A 15,000-nucleotide genomic window follows, 5' to 3' on the forward strand; every position below is an offset into this window, starting at 1 on the left:
GAAAGCTCCGCCGCCGGCGCTGCTGGCCCTGACGAGTTGATCCGAATGCGTCACTACACCTCCGTCTCGCGGGCGCCCCAGATTATGTCGGACCAGATTCTCCACGGCCGTGACCAAGGCAGGGTCTTTATGGAAGATGCAAGACGGAAGGTGCTCTCTCCACGCGAGGCGGAGAGCCTGTACCAGCTCGGGCGGGGACGAGGTCGCGCTGTAATCGAGTTCGATGTTCAGCGCTCGGCGGTGTATGAGGGGAAGAACAGCCGGACCGGTGAACCGGAGTGGGTGTCTCGAGCCAGGAGCATCGTCATATACAACCTTGAGAGGATTCGATGAGCGCGCGTGGCATACCGGTGTTGTGGCGGGCAGTCCTGGCCGCGAGCCGCTTCTTCAATGAGCTGGTTCTGGCAGTTGATCGGTTGGATGTGCTTGATTACTCCGATGCCGAGAGTGAGTTGAATCTTTTCCTGTATGTCCATCCGCGGGGCGGCGGGGCGGCTGAGCGGCTGGCTGTGGCACAGGAGCAGTGGCGCCGCTCGGTTCAGCAAGCCATCGGGCAGGATTTCGGGGACGGCTGGGATCGGGGCCTTCCCCGGTCGGGCGGCGAGTGGGAGGCGCCGTTGGCCGCCGAGTATGCGGGTGAGGATCGGCGTTGGTGGGTTGGTGGGGTGCCGTTGGCGGGTGGTGGCGCGGATGGTGCGTTGGTGGGTCGGTTGCGGGGTGCGTTGGGTGAGTGTGGTCATTTGGCGGGTTACGTGTTGGATCATGCCGGGGTTGGTCGTGTTGTCGGGTTGAGGACCGGGGATCCGGTTGCTGAACTGATGGAGTTGGTTCCTGGTGGTGTGGGGCGGTGGTATGTGGAGACGCCGCTGGCGGGCCGGGTTCCCGAGTTTGAGGTGGTGGGGTGCGGTAGCGATCGGTTGGCGACGTTCGCGGTTCCCGGGCCTGCCGGTGAGTTGGAGAGTTTTCTGCGTTCGTCGCGTCCTGAGGTGATCGCGGCTGAGTCCGATGCGTTGGGCCCGGGGCGGATTCGTGAGGGCTGGGCGGATCGCGGCTATGCGTTGGTGTTGGTGGAACCGGTTGAGGGTCCTGTGGTTGATCTCATCAATCCGTTGTTCGGTCTCAACGATGGCACGTTGAGGATTGCTGCGGTTGCGACCCTTGATGATCACCCAACCCTGTGGACTCGGCTACCTGACCATCACGGCGATGCAGGTATCACCCGCAACGAAGGGGTGATTCGGTTGACCGGGAGAGGCTCGCTCGGCGCGGGTACACCCAAGCCGCCGCAGTCACCGACGGCGCAGCCACGTGCCGAAGGCCACGAGCCGGTGGTGCAGCTGCCGTACGCGACTGTGTTGGGCGTCCAGCGCACCTTGGCCGAGCTTGCGGCGGCATTCGAGGACGTCGTCGAGACTGGGGTGCCCGAGGGCGGCCGCATGCGACGGTTCGCTCGCTACCTTCGATTTCTCGGGGGTGCAGGTTTGGTCCGTGCGGGCTGGGCGCGTTGCGTTCTCGATGCCTGTATCGAGGATGAGTTGGGAGTCGATGGCCTTGAGCGCTGGGTGGGCGGGATTCAGGAGTGGACTCGTTCACCTCGCGACATCATGCTTCTCGAGTATGCGGGTGAGGATCGGCGTTGGTGGGTTGGTGGGGTGCCGTTGGCGGGTGGTGGCGCGGATGGTGCGTTGGTGGGTCGGTTGCGGGGTGCGTTGGGTGAGTGTGGTCATTTGGCGGGTTACGTGTTGGATCATGCCGGGGTTGGTCGTGTTGTCGGGTTGAGGACCGGGGATCCGGTTGCTGAACTGATGGAGTTGGTTCCTGGTGGTGTGGGGCGGTGGTATGTGGAGACGCCGCTGGCGGGCCGGGTTCCCGAGTTTGAGGTGGTGGGGTGCGGTAGCGATCGGTTGGCGACGTTCGCGGTTCCCGGGCCTGCCGGTGAGTTGGAGAGTTTTCTGCGTTCGTCGCGTCCTGAGGTGATCGCGGCTGAGTCCGATGCGTTGGGCCCGGGGCGGATTCGTGAGGGCTGGGCGGATCGCGGCTATGCGTTGGTGTTGGTGGAACCGGTTGAGGGTCCTGTGGTTGATCTCATCAACCCGTTGTTCGGTCTCAGTGATGGCACGTTGAGGATTGCTGCGGTTGCGACCCTTGACGATCGCCCAACCCTGTGGATTGGGGCAACGTGACCCGGCTCACCCACCACTGTCGCCGGCGCCATCATCAGGCTCGCTGTGAACCTCGCCGAGATCTTGGAGACTCTCGCTTGGGCCAGGGCCTCTCGCGCGCACGGCTTCCGAACTGCGGCCGTGCACACCGTCCTTCATACGGGCTGGGTCGGCGAGGGGTGGCGGCCTGGTGACTTCCGGCTGCCCGAGGACACCGCTATGACTGACAGCCTGGACGCGTGGGCTCAGCACTGCACCATCGCCCAGCACATCACCCTGGCCGACCACCAGCCCGTGGAGCCCTGATGTCCGGCCGCTTCATGTCTGAGTTCACGGCTGGTGTTGCGGACATGTCCGCGGGCGCTGACCACGCCTTCTTGGCCGAGGGGGCCGGGGCGAGGTCGACTTTCGTCGTGGTCGAACCCTGGGGCGCGCAGAGCTGGTCCGCAACCTTCGCGGCACCCGATCCGGGGCGACGGGCGCTCAGCGCATTGCTGGGTACCCCCAACCCCACCGGTCTTTGTGTCGTCGAGCGCGGTACAGCCTTCTTGGGTGATGTGCTCAATCCTGCGAGTTTCGAGGCGGTCCCGACCATGGGCCCAGTCGTGGCTGCGGAGGAGCTTGAGGAGGAACGGGTGCTGTTGCTCGTGGGGCCGTGGACGATCACCGCGGTCAGTTCCGCAGGAGTGCTCTGGGAGACTCGTCGTCTCGCCATCGACGGATTACGCGTCGCCGAGGCGAGCGGTGGCTGGGTCAGAGGCGCCTCCGATCCCGACGACGGCGAACCACGCGAGTTTGCGGTGGAACTGGCTACTGGCCAAGTTGCTGGTGGTGCAACGATTGCTTGATCGTCGCGCTGAGCTGAACCGTCTGTAAGTCTTCGTGGTGGCCTGAACCGCCTGAAAGCGTCGTGGGGTGACCCGGTTCCAGGACATCGGTTAAGAGGCTTGTCGGGCCGCTGTGGTGTCCGGGACGCGTTGGGTATGAGGGTCGGGCCCATTGGGGGCGACGCATGGATCAACTGCTGACAGATCCGAAGAACCGTGGGATTCTCGAGGCGTGCATCGTGTCGGCTTGATGGGACTTCCGGAGGCGATCAACGCCGTCGGGGCCCGGGGCGCTGGTGCAGACCTGTGGTGCTGCGTCGGATCTGTGTGCAGACGATGAGGTTGATACAGCGCCTGTCTGACTGGGTGAACCGAAACTCGGGAGTGCTAAAGCTCGCCGGCGATGTCACCTTTCGTTTGAACCGCACTGACAAGCCCGCAGCGCATCTGCTCATCAAAGGCGCCAAGGAGGCCGAATTGATCCTCTGGGAGTCTGGAGAGATGGAGGTCTGGGTTTACCCAATGTCATACGAGGAGCATCACCGGATCGGTGATGCCGACGCGTTGGAGCGCATACTGTCAGATTTTCTCGATCGCGTCGGACGCTCGGGTCGGTGACATATGATCTGTGGTATTTGGCTGGAAAGAGTTCGCTGATGATGAACGATGATAAACAGTGCTTGGAACATGGGTTTGCGCCGGAAGTGCTCCGTGTTCTCGAGGAAGTGGTTACGAACGTCCATGCCATAGCCGACGACCGACGAACGGACGCCGAAATTGGCGCGGACCTCGTCAACTACCTCTACTTCTGGGGTGGCGGTGCTCTCGAGCGACTTGCTAACGCGCGCAAATCCTTGACGGAGGCCGCTGAGGACGTGCTGGGGGAAGATCAGGTTGTCGCGCTGTTGTCGGGTGTGCCCCGTTGGTCTCCGAAGCTCCGCGAAGCGTATGCCGTAGAGAGGGCTCGCTCAGGGGCGAGGTGGTGGCGGCAGGGGGTTGGGTTGCCAGTCGATGCTGATGACAATCCTAGAAATGGGGGATCTCTTGCCTCCTACCTCCATGACCGCACAAGTGGGCTGTGGAAACGGGTCGAAGCATCGGATCCAATAGGTGCGGCGGTGGCGCCGCTTGTCGGTCGATCAGGAAGGATCGTCCTGGAGACGCCGCTTGCTGTGATCCCGTGGGGTGCTGACTTCGTCGGTTGTGGGGGCGAAATCATCTATACCTGCACGACGGATCGTGATCCTTCGATTGTCGTCGACGACGTGCGTGCGGCGGCTCCGGACGCGATGGTGCGGCGACTTGCGGAGGGAGGATGGGAGGAGATCTACTCCGGTGAGTTCGTGATCGAGAACTGGGATGACCGTGCGTACGCGCTGGTTGGAGTTAGGCCGGCTGTCGGGCCATCTGTAGAGATGATCAACCCACTCTTCGGGCTCGAGGACGGGAGTCTGGAACTCGCTGGCGGGGTGATCATTAGCGGCGCCGGCGTCTGGAGCCTGCAACAGAACGGCGATCAGTAAAGAATGCCGGCGCGGTCGATGCCATCGACGCCGACAAGACGCCTCGACCCTCGGAGACGCACAGCGGGTCCCCGGGTGAGCTGGCTGCTGTAAACACGTTCGCTCATCACCGGGCGTGGCGCTGACGGAACCTCAACATGTTGAGGTTGTGGCCGAATCGGCGATTTCGGGGCGCAGAGGCTCAACATGTTGAGGTCAACCCGGGCGGGAGTTGCTTCGCTGGTCCCCATACGCCGGGGGCAGCGGGACAGGCACAACATTGGAAGAATGCTCGATTGGGCGATGACGAACGGCGACGGCGGGCGTCTAGCATTCGGCCATGGCTGTGATCGATGCGAATGAGCTGTTCAGTGCCCTCGGATTGGCCGCGGCTGAAGGTGCCGACCTGCCCGAGGGCGGCATGTCAGGAGCAACGCTGCTCGAGGGGCTTACGACGAGCGGTGCCCCTGTGATCGTGAAGGTCATCGAGCTCTCGAGTCCCGACCAAGCAGGGCAGGGCAGGCGAGAGCTGTTCGCGTACACGGAGCTCTCGAGACGGATCGCGATCCCGTCGCCTCGCATGGTGGCTGCACACGAAACTGAGGATTGGATCGCCATCGCACTCGAGCGGCACGAACCTGCGGAGCCAGCGCAAGCATGGACAACGGCGCAGTGGACCGACCTCGCAGGACTGCTTGGGCGAATGCACAGGACTTCGCGAGGCGTCAGGAGTGTCACACCACCCCTGGATCTCCAGCGCCGACACGAGCGGGACGGTCCTGACTCGTTCGCGCGCCGACTGTGGAGCGCGCCGGACGACGAGAATCGACTGAAGCGAGTTGCGGACGACCTCACTCATCTGCGAGCGGCCGTGGACGAGAGTCCACACTCATTCGTCCACGGTGATTGCCACCTTGGAAACGTCGTTCGCACCTCGACGGGTCGGCCGTTGTTGGTCGATTGGGCATCCGCCCGCGTCGGCCCCTCGGTCGGCGACATCTCCTTCGCCCTCACACGAGCAGCCGCGTCAGCCGACACAGTCCCTCGCCACCCGGCCATGGACGCGTACAGTTCGGCCGCCGGTGTCGACGCGGATCAGACCCGTCGGGCAGCGACGGCGCACCAGCTGTTGATTCTCGTTGAGCAGTACCCGGAGTTTGCTGACTTCCTTGCACCCCGGGATGTTGATCGTCTTCGTCGGACATTCGATGCGCTCCTGCGCGAGTGGGTAGGTAGGTCATGAGTACCCCCGCCGTTGTCCTCACGCCGATCGCGTCCATCGATGGACGCATAACCCCTGGCGCAGGAGGCCCGCTCCTGGCTGCTGGGGTATCGAAGCGGTGGGAATCGCTGTGGGCGAGGGACACTGTGGACCTTGTGCAACAGCGGTCGGACTACCTCGTGGATCGCTTCTCCCCGCGAGTCACCCTCGAAGGGGCCGACAGCTTCATCACGAGCTCAGCACCGACCCGTCCGAGCAAGGTTGATGGATCATGGCCCCGACCTCCTGCGCAGTGTCTTCGGGGAGAGGCCGAGTCGTTGCTCGCAGTCACGGACTCTCGTGGACGAGTGGAATGGACTCACCAGCAAAAGGGCCGGACAGAGCTGGTGGTCTTGATCGCCGAGTCCACACCCATCGACTACGTGCGTGCGCTCTACGACCGAGAGATCTCATATCTGACTATCGGAAGATCCCAAGTCGACCTTCGGCGAGCTGTACGGGAGCTCGCGGCCCTTACCGGAACCACAACCATCATTGGGGCCGGCGGGGGCCACCTCAACGGCGCGCTCTGCAGGGCAGGCTTGGTTTCCGAACTGCATCTCATCACTTTCCCCTCGGTGGTCGGTGTCGTCGGCAGCACCTCGTTCCTAGAAGGGGCCGAACAGCCAATCGGAACCGTGACACGACTGGGAGAGATCCACGGGTCACACGGGTCGACATGGACTCAGTATGCGATGACACGCCCGTACAGTAAGCGCCACCTCAACGTCACTCATGTGTTGCACTGAGTTCCACTAATCGCCCGCGAGGGGCTGTCAGGTGATCGGGCTCAGGCTGCGGCTGCGGCGGCGTCTTCGTTGATGGTGTCGTGGGGGTCGTGGATGAGCCAGCAGTGGCTGGCGGTGACGAGGTATTGGAATCCGAGTGGTGAGGTCCACAGGAGAATCCCTGGACTGGGCTGGACCACGTGCCAGCCGGCGTGAGTCTTGGCTCGGTGTTCTCGTCTGGCCAGCGGGGCGAGGTTGCCGGGCCGGGTCTGCGGGAGATTGTGTCCTGGTTTCTGATCCGGCGGGTCGCCGCAGGGCGGCTCGCCGTCCGGTGGATCTGGGTCGGGGAGGATCGCGAGCGGTGGGAGCGCCCAGGGTTGGGTGTGGTCGATGTCGAGGTGACCGCTGTTGCGGTTCGAGAACGGAAACATCGACCTCGGGTTTCTGAGCGTGACCCATTCGCGCATCGCTTCGGGGATTTCGTAGGCCTCGGTCGCCCAGGCCTGGTCCGGCGCCAACACCGGCCGGACGGTCACATGCGAGTCGGCCAACAGGTCCTTCAACCAGGAGGTCAGGACGGGTCCGACACCTTCGACGCGGGCGACACCGCCGTCCTTCAAGCTGGCATCGGTCACGTGGACCACAAGCTGGGCTTTCGGCAGCAGCTTGGTGGGGTCGACGGTGACCTGGCCGCAGGTGTGGGCCGGTGAGCTGGCCATCGGACACCCGGTCGCGTTGGTCTGTTCGGCCGCACCGACGGTGGCGCTGTCGTGGAGGTGGTTCTCGTCCGGCGCGGACGCCAGTTCGGCATCGTCGAGCTGGTCGATGAGGGAGTCCTGCAACAGGTGCAGGGCCCGGGCCGGGGTTGCGAGGATCCCCAACGCTACGGCCCGGCGAATGTCGCGTGGGTCCATCGTCGCTGGCACGTCACCCGCAGTGGTGTCGGCTTGGCGGTTGTGGAGTTGGCTCTGGCCGAGGATCGTCGTGAGCCGGTTCAGTTGCGCGTCGAGGTGGATCGCAGTGGCGACGTCGACGCTGGCATGGATTTCACGGACGACGCCGTCGCCGCGGTGGTCGATGGTGACGTGCCGGCCGGCCAGCTGGGCCTCATGGAGAGTCTGTGCTGTTTCGGGTGAGTGTTCGAGGACGATGGCTTCGATCAGGTTCTTGAGGGCTTGTTTGCCCATTGAGGTCCCGAACTCGGCGACCTGCGCGTCGATCTTGGTGCACAGCTCCACGGACAGTTCGCTGGTCTGGTTGATCAGATGATGCGCCTGCCAGACTCGCAGCTTGCCTTCGCCGAGCACTGTCCAGGTCTTCGGGAACCGGCCTCGCAGCGCCAATGCGTGAGCCAGCTCGACATGCGCTTCGTCGCCGGACATGCCGAGAGCGGCGCCGAGCTCGAGGACGCAGAACTCGCCGACCAACGGCGTACCTTCTCCGCCGGGGCGGACCAGCCGTTCGCCGACCGGGCCGGGACCGTTCGGGTATTCGATGGCGTACCAGTCCGCGTCGTAGAGGTCGGCGAACTCGGCGACCTTCATGAACTCCCGCGCCTCCGCCTGCAGCTTCTCCTGCCGAGCGGCTCGGATCTCAGAGATCACCTGGAGTGTTGCTGTCGTGTGCGCATCGGTCATGGTGGTCACCTCCTGACTGGTTCGAATCGGTGTTCGATTGAATGCCTTCATTCTACGTCATCGCGCTGACAAAAACTAGAGTACGAGGCGATCAATCGAACACACGCTCGAGAAAGTTCGGGTCCTGAAGGTGTGCGAGGGCTGAGTGCTCCCGGGGGTCGCGACCTGGCGGGCCGCCAGAAAACTCAACATGTTGAGGATCGCGGGCCGAATCGGCCGTTTCCGGGCACGGAACCTCAACATGTTGAGCTTTCGTGGCCCGGAACCGGCTGCGGGCCAGCCCGGCCCCGCGTCCTCGTTGCTGCCTCTTTCATCCCCTCGCGGAGGTGAGGTCCGGCGCCGCCGGGCGCATCGGCGTACGCCCGGGGGTTGCGGGACCTGCACAACTACAGCTTGCAGTGGCTACACACGTGATCTGGCCGGTTTCGCCTGCGTAACTACAGCATCGCGTCGTTGTGTACGCCGGAGCTGCGGCTGCAGGCCAACCCGGCCCACACCTCGTTGCTGCTTCTTTGGCCCCAGCCGGCACCCCACCGGGGTGACCTTCGAGCCGGTGCCAGGTGACGTCAGCACCAGCCCCAAGCCCCAAGCCCACGATTCAGCTCGTCAGCCACTCCAGATCCGCCCGGTGCTCGGGTGCGTCGCCGGGGGTCTCGAGGATGAACGGTGCGCCTGCGTCGGCAACGACCGCGCGCAGGCCGTCGGGGTCGGCCTGGCCCTGGCCGAGGTTGGCGTGCCGGTCGGCGCCGGAGTCGAAGGCGTCGCGGGAATCGTTGAGGTGCACCAGGTCCACCCGGCCGGTGATGGCGCGTACGCGGTCGACCAGACCCACCAGTTCTTCACCGCCGGCGTGGGCGTGGCAGGTGTCCAGACACAGCCCGATGTTGTCGAAACCGTCGGCCTTGGCGATCGCCTCCCAGACCTGGCCGAGCCGGTCCAAGTGCCTGGCCATGGCATTGGCGCCGCCGGCGGTGTTCTCGATCAGGACCGGGATCTCGGCCTCGAGGCGGTCGATGCACTTGTACCAGTTCTCGAAGCCGACCTCGGGGTCGTCGTCCTTGGTGACGTGCCCGCCGTGCACGATCACGCCCGCCGCGCCGATCTCGGCGGCCGCGGTCACGGTCTGCTGCAGCAGCTTGCGGCTGGGGATGCGGATCCGGTTGTTGGTGGTGGCCACATTGATGACATAGGGGGCGTGGACATAGAGCCGGATGCCGGCCTCGGCGGCGTCCGCCTTCAGCCCGGCGGCACCGCCGGCGTACGCAATCTTGGGTCCCTTCCAGCCCTGCGGGTCGCCCAGGAAGAACTGGGCCGCAGTCATGCCACGCTCCTGCGCGGCGGCGATCGGGTCGCTCTGGTCGACGTGGGCTCCGAAACTGTCCGGAAGGGTGAAAGCCATGGCGCCACTGTAGCCACGGGCGGCTTGACGTCCGTACCGCAGGAGGGGTCTTGAGCGGCAACTTACGGTCCCGTAAGTTTGGGGGTGTGAGCATCAACGCTGAGCATCTCGTCCCGCGCCTGCAACAGGTCATGCGCGACCACGTCCTGCGCAACGCCACCCGGATCCGGGTCGGCGACCGGTGGCAGACCAAGAGCTACGGAGTGCTGCGCCGAGAGGTGGAGCAACTCGCTGGTGTACTGCATGCCAGCGGCGTACGCAAGGGCGACCGGATCGCCCTGTGGGCCGCCAACCGTCCCGAATGGAGCCTGGTCGACCTCGCCGCCATGTGGCTGGGTGCGGTCACGGTGCCGATCTATGGCTCCTCGACCGCCGAACAGGCCGCCCACATCCTGCGCGACTCCGGCGCCGGCTGGATCTTCATCGGCGGCGCCGAGGAAGCGGCCCGGGTGCCCGAGGGCGTCACCGTGGTCAGCTTCGACGCCGTCGACGGCGTCACCCCGCTCGCCGAACTGTTGTCGCGGCCGGTCGACCCGGCCGATGCCGAGGCCGTCGCCGCCACCGAACGCCACCCCGACGACCTGCTCACCCTGATCTACACCTCCGGCACCACCGGCGACCCCAAGGGCGTCATGCTCACGCACCGGGCCCTGTGCGCCGAGCTCGACGCGCTGGAGGGCTACTTCGACGTCCAGCCCACCGACCACTCGCTGTGCTTCCTGCCGCTGGCCCACGCCCTGGAGCGCGGCTGGACCTACTTCGTGCTCAGCCGGGGCTGCATGAACACCTACGTGGAGAATCCGCGCGAGGTCGCCGAACAGCTGGTGCTGGCCAAGGCGACGCTGATGGTGTGCGTACCCAAGCTCTACGAGACCGTCTACACCAAGGCCCACGCCCAGGTCGGCGACAGCGGCGCCAAGAAGCGGATCTTTGACTGGGCGATCGGGCTGGGGAGCCGGGTCCAGGCCGACAACCGGGCCGGCCGGCGGACCAGCTGGTGGCGCCGGGCGCTGCTGCCGGTCGCCGACAAGCTCGTCTTCGCCAGCGTTCGCGACGCCATCGGGGGCCCCAAGACCATGCTCGCCTGCGGCGGTGCCCCGCTGCGCGCTGAGGTGGAAGTGTTCTTCGGTGCCATCGGTACGCCGATTTGGCAGGGCTACGGCCTCACTGAGGCCGCGCCGCTGGTCAGCTTCAACAGCCCGCAGGCGTACAAACTCGACACCGCGGGTCGGGTGCTGACCGGCGGCGAGATGAAGATCGGTGCCGAGGGCGAGATCCTCTTCCGCGGCGCCAACGTGATGGCCGGCTACTGGAACAACCCCGAGGCCACCGCCGAGACCATCGACGCCGACGGCTGGCTGCACACCGGCGACGTCGGCGAGATCGACGACGACGGCTTCCTGACCATCACCGACCGGATCAAGGACCTGATCGTCACCTCCGGCGGCAAGAACGTCGCCCCCGGACCGATCGAGGGGCTGCTGCTGACCGACCCGCTGATCGAGTACGCCGTCATCATCGGCGACAACAGGCCCAGCCTGACGCTGCTGGTGCGGCCCTCGCTGCCGGAGTTGGAGAACCTGGCCGGGGAGCTGCAGGTCCGCTTCGCCGACGTCCAGGAACTGCTCCACAACTCCGAGATCCTCGAGGAACTCAACAAGCGGGTCCATGCCCTCACCGAGAAGCTGGCGCCGTGGGAACAGATCCGCGGAGTGCAGATGATGCTCGACGAGCTCACCACCGAGAACGGCCTGCTGACCCCTACCCTCAAGGTGCGGCGCCAGGAAGTCGCCAAGCGGTTCAACGATCTCGTCGAGGGCATGTACTCCAAGATCGCCGCCCGTCGCAAGGGTGACGCCGACAAGCACTGAGGCCGGCCCCCTGGCACGGTCACCTCAAGCCGGCCCTCCGCCGACTCAGCCGCGCAGGAAGGAACGCTGCGGCTTGCGGGTGCGCGGCTTCGAGGCGCGTGGGCCCTCGGGATCGACGGTGCCAACCGCGATCACCGACACCGGCTGCTCGTGGTCGTCCAACCCGAACGAGGCGCGGGCCCGGTCGGCGTGGAAGCCGCCCATCTGGCGTACCGACAGTCCCTCGGCATGCGCCTGCACCGTGAAGTGCGCCACCGACTGGCCCAAATCATAGAGCGCGGTCGGGCGCGGCTGGCCATCGCCGTCGTGGGTCAGCGCGATGGTGAGGATGAGGGCCGAGGCCTTGCTCGCCCAGCCCTGATTGAAGTCGACCAAGGTGTCGACGATGGTGTCGAAGGTGCCCGACCCACGCCGACCCACCACGTACGCCCACGGCTGATTGTTGGCCCAGCTCGGGCTCCAGCGGGCCGCCTCGAAGGCACTGTTCAGCTTGCTCTGATCGATGTCGACCGGCAGGTACGCCCGGGGGCTCCAGCGGTCTGCCAGCACCGGCAGGATCGGGTACTCGATCTCGCCGTTTTCCACATCACTGGTCGTCTGGCTGGTCTGGCTCACGGTGCTCCTCGGTCGAATGATCTCCGAGAGGCCCAACGCGGCCCGGGTCGGCAATGTTCCCGCCGGCCCGGGCCGCGTTGGGTCGCGCGTCAGTCGAGCGCCGCCTCGGTCTCCTTGCGGTGCGAGTCGGGCCGGCGCCACAGGCCAGTACCGCCCTGCTGCCACGGATGCGGGCCGGCCAGCGGGCGTACGTTGATCCCGTTGGCCTCCAACCGCGCGATGTGGCGGGTGAGACGGGCCTCGAAATCGGCCCAGTCCTTCTTCTCCGGCGCCGACCACGCGACCTCGGCGTGGGCGCAGGCGCGCGGCCAGGCGAGGTACTCGGTGATCCGGAAGGTCGGCGAGTATTCAGCCCACAGCTGGGCGCTGGTGCCCAGGATCAGCGCCGCCTGCTCCTCGTTGGCCGCGTCTGCGCCCGGGTCGAAGGAGTACGCCTTCTCGAGCGGCAGGTCGCCGCCGATGAAGTAGCGCTCGTCGTCACTCCGGCTCGGGTAGTAGTCGAAATAGGTGTAGGTCGTGGGTGCCTGGATGATCTGCTGCCCGGCCTCGAGGGCGCGCTTGGCGGCATCGGTGCGGGCGCGCCAGGCGTGGATGACGACGCCTGGAGCAGGGCCCTCGTCGATGACCTCATCCCAGGCGACGACGGTACGCCCGCGGGCCTCGAGGAAGTCCCGCAGCTGGGCGGTGAACCACGCCTGCAGGTGATCGGGGCCGGGCAGGCCACGTTCGGCGGCCAGCTTCTTGCTGTGCTCGGACTCCAGCCACTGCGTACGCGGGGCCTCGTCGCCACCGATGTGGACGTGGGTGAAGGGGAAGATGTCCAGCACCTCGGTCCAGATGTCGTAGACGAACTGCATCGACTCGTCGGTCATGTTGAGGACGTCGTCCATGATCCCCCACCGGGGCGCAGGTTCCGGAGTCGGGAAGCCGGGCACGGCGTACTCCGGGTAGGCCGCCAAAGCCGCGCTGACATGGCCGGGGAACTCGATCTCGGGCATCACGTTGATGCCGCGGGCTGCGGCGTACGCCACGATCCCGCGCAGCTGATCCTGGGTGTAGTAGCCGCCCTCGGGGGTGCCGTCGCCCTCCTCCCACAGGTGATTCTTCGTCTCGCGGCGCCAGCTGGAGATCTCGTTGAGCTTGGGGTACTTCTTCGACTCGAAGCGCCAGCCCTGGTCCTCGGTGAGGTGGAAGTGGAGCACGTTGTACTTGTGCATCGCCATCTGGTCGATGAACCGCAGCACCTCGGGTACCGGCTTGAAGTAGCGCGCGGGATCGAAGTGCAGCGAGCGCCAGGAGTAGCGGGGGCCGTCGACGACCTTGACGCCGGGCACCTGCCAGTCGGTACGCCCGCCCCCGGCCGGCAGGTAGGCCTCGGTGTCGAGCAACTGCCGCAGCGTCTGCGCGGCCCAGTTGGCTGCGGCCAGGTCGGCGGCGGTGATGGTCAGCTGGTCCCCGGCAACCTCGAGGGTGTAGTGCTCGGGCTCCAGCGACGTGTCCTCGGAGACGACGATGGTGCCATCGGCGCTGTCGACGCCGCCTGCCTGGCGCAGCGGCAGTCCGGTGGCCGGGGTGAGGATGCGACGCAACGCATCGGCGTACGCCGGCTCCCCCGAGATGGTCGAGTCGGAGGACAGGCTCAGCGCGCCCTCGGTGGCGGTGATGTCCTGCGGGGCGGGGATGATGGCCGGAAGGCTCATTGAACAACTCTCCTGTGTGAGGTCTCCGTGCCACCACGCTAGCTGAGAAAGCGTTTGCGGTACGCCGGGGGCGGGTGGTCGTGGCAGCGGTGACATTCGGGGCGGCCGCGACGCTGACGGGCGTACGCGGTGGGTCAGCCCTGGCGTACGCGCCCCCGCGCCCACCCTGTCCGGCGCCACAACCTGCATAACTACAGTCCCGTGCGGTTGCGCAGCCGAAATGGGCCTGATGACCTGCGCAACTACAGTCTGCTGAAGTTGCGCCGCCTCACCAGGGGAACGCGGTGCACCAAGCACCGGCAAACCTGGGTGCCGGCCCTCGGTAGCCGCCGGCCCTCAGCTCCTGCCAGACCGCGGTGACCAGCTCGCGGGGGCGTCGCATGCGCTCGGCGGTGACGCGGAGGATGCGCCATCGAAGCGAGAGCTCCTCATACCGTTCGATGTCCGAGCTCCACTGTTCGGTGTCGGTGAGGTGCTGGCGCCCTTCGTACTCCAGAGCGAGCCGATACTGGTCATAGGAGAGGTCGGGGGAGAAGGTGACGCGCCCCGGGTGGTCGACCGCCACGTTGATCGCTGGCTCAGGAAGCCCGGCGAGGACCAACGCCAAACGCAACTGGGTCTCCCGCCACGACTGGGCGCCGGTCCGGACCAGCTTGGCCAAGTGCCGCAGCCGACCGCCGTACGCCGCACCCAGATCCTGCATCTCTACTGCGGTGAGCTGGCCATTCTCGAGCAGCCAGTCCCCGGCTGCGACGGCGTCGACCAGCGGGGCGTACGCCGTGTACGCCGCGTATGCCGAAACGGCGGAGGCAACTCCTCCGGAGTGGGGCGGGAGTTCGGCCACGTGACTGATCCGAATGCCCGGGCGGCTGCGTACGCCGATCCGGGTTGTCGCCAGATGGACCGGCAACGAGGCGCCGTGGGGACACCCGTGATGGCGCAGGGCGGCCAGACCGGTGGCGACCGTGTCGGGTCCCATGGCCAGCCTGGCTGCTGCCACCCAGTCGTCATCGGACAGGTGGTCGGAGGTCCGGGCGTACACGTTGCGAAAGAGTCGTAGGTAGCGGGGACCAGAAAGTTGGGACCGCGTCACACCGCGGTCGCGCCAGTCGGCGCCCGTCATGATCAGAGCCATGCCCCAGTGAAACCGGACCCACAGGTCCGGCGCACTAGCAAAGAGCAGGTTGTCCACAGGAAACTGCAGGAAATTGCGTGGGGTCATGGTTCCTGTGGACAACTTCGTAGCCGGGTGGAGTCGCAGGTGATCGTCAGCCTCACCGCGTACGTGGGTCGGCGCG

14 protein-coding genes are annotated in these 15,000 nt (G+C 66.0%); 9 read left to right on the forward strand and 5 right to left on the reverse strand.

What is annotated here, in order from left to right; genetic code table 11:
• The 8 genes from CGZ91_RS10610 to CGZ91_RS15010 all read left to right on the forward strand — a co-directional run.
• A partial coding sequence (locus CGZ91_RS10610; RefSeq protein ID WP_229116578.1) for an HYD1 signature containing ADP-ribosyltransferase family protein occupies positions 1–333 on the forward strand: 333 nt, incomplete at its 5' end.
• Complete coding sequence (locus tag CGZ91_RS10615) at positions 330–2,183, forward strand: hypothetical protein (protein ID WP_094455015.1); 1,854 nt, start codon at positions 330–332, stop codon at positions 2,181–2,183. The genes CGZ91_RS10610 and CGZ91_RS10615, both read left to right, overlap by 4 nt.
• A 45-nt stretch (positions 2,184–2,228) precedes the next feature.
• Complete coding sequence (locus CGZ91_RS14345; RefSeq protein WP_094455017.1) at positions 2,229–2,468, forward strand: hypothetical protein; 240 nt, start codon at positions 2,229–2,231, stop codon at positions 2,466–2,468.
• Entirely contained in the window at positions 2,468–3,010 is a 543-nt protein-coding gene (locus CGZ91_RS10625; protein WP_094455019.1) for a hypothetical protein, read from the forward strand. Before CGZ91_RS14345 ends, CGZ91_RS10625 begins: the two co-directional genes overlap by 1 nt.
• Before the next feature lie 285 nt (positions 3,011–3,295).
• Positions 3,296–3,607 carry a hypothetical protein gene (locus tag CGZ91_RS10630; RefSeq protein WP_094455021.1) on the forward strand — a complete coding sequence of 104 codons (312 nt, stop codon included), beginning with the start codon at positions 3,296–3,298 and terminating at the stop codon, positions 3,605–3,607.
• Positions 3,604–4,512 (forward strand): hypothetical protein, encoded by a 909-nt coding sequence (locus tag CGZ91_RS14070; RefSeq protein WP_144276872.1) that lies wholly within the window; start codon positions 3,604–3,606, stop codon positions 4,510–4,512. Before CGZ91_RS10630 ends, CGZ91_RS14070 begins: the two co-directional genes overlap by 4 nt.
• A gap of 319 nt (positions 4,513–4,831) precedes the next feature.
• On the forward strand, positions 4,832–5,734 hold the full coding sequence (locus CGZ91_RS10640; protein WP_094455025.1) for a phosphotransferase enzyme family protein: 903 nt from the start codon (positions 4,832–4,834) through the stop codon (positions 5,732–5,734).
• Positions 5,731–6,501, forward strand: a complete 771-nt coding sequence (locus CGZ91_RS15010; RefSeq protein ID WP_094455027.1) for a dihydrofolate reductase family protein — start codon at positions 5,731–5,733, stop codon at positions 6,499–6,501. The genes CGZ91_RS10640 and CGZ91_RS15010 overlap by 4 nt, the downstream gene beginning before the upstream one ends.
• A gap of 41 nt (positions 6,502–6,542) precedes the next feature.
• Here CGZ91_RS15010 and CGZ91_RS10650 read toward each other — a convergent pair whose 3' ends face one another.
• Positions 6,543–8,117, reverse strand: a complete 1,575-nt coding sequence (locus CGZ91_RS10650; protein ID WP_179229321.1) for a DUF222 domain-containing protein — start codon at positions 8,115–8,117, stop codon at positions 6,543–6,545.
• A gap of 598 nt (positions 8,118–8,715) precedes the next feature.
• Positions 8,716–9,516, reverse strand: coding sequence for a deoxyribonuclease IV (locus CGZ91_RS10655; RefSeq protein WP_094455031.1), 801 nt, complete (start codon positions 9,514–9,516; stop codon positions 8,716–8,718).
• 86 nt (positions 9,517–9,602) lie between these two features.
• Between CGZ91_RS10655 and CGZ91_RS10660 the strand changes: the two genes are divergently transcribed.
• The gene (locus CGZ91_RS10660; protein ID WP_229116579.1) at positions 9,603–11,387 is read left to right on the forward strand and encodes an AMP-dependent synthetase/ligase; all 1,785 of its coding nucleotides are present in this window, start codon (positions 9,603–9,605) and stop codon (positions 11,385–11,387) included.
• A 45-nt stretch (positions 11,388–11,432) separates the two neighbouring features.
• On the opposite strand, the gene CGZ91_RS14075 is transcribed toward CGZ91_RS10660, so the two are convergent.
• From CGZ91_RS14075 to CGZ91_RS10675, 3 genes are all read right to left on the reverse strand, one after another.
• Positions 11,433–12,002, reverse strand: coding sequence for a nitroreductase family protein (locus CGZ91_RS14075; protein ID WP_144276873.1), 570 nt, complete (start codon positions 12,000–12,002; stop codon positions 11,433–11,435).
• Between the two features lie 89 nt (positions 12,003–12,091).
• Complete coding sequence (locus tag CGZ91_RS10670; protein WP_179229322.1) at positions 12,092–13,702, reverse strand: beta-N-acetylhexosaminidase; 1,611 nt, start codon at positions 13,700–13,702, stop codon at positions 12,092–12,094.
• Positions 13,703–13,970: 268 nt separating this feature from the next.
• A complete protein-coding gene (locus CGZ91_RS10675; RefSeq protein WP_094455039.1) occupies positions 13,971–14,924 on the reverse strand; it encodes a hypothetical protein in 954 nt (317 codons plus the stop codon).
• Between the last annotated feature and the right edge of the window lie 76 nt (positions 14,925–15,000).

The organism is Parenemella sanctibonifatiensis, from assembly GCF_002250565.1.
GTDB lineage: Bacteria > Actinomycetota > Actinomycetes > Propionibacteriales > Propionibacteriaceae > Parenemella > Parenemella sanctibonifatiensis.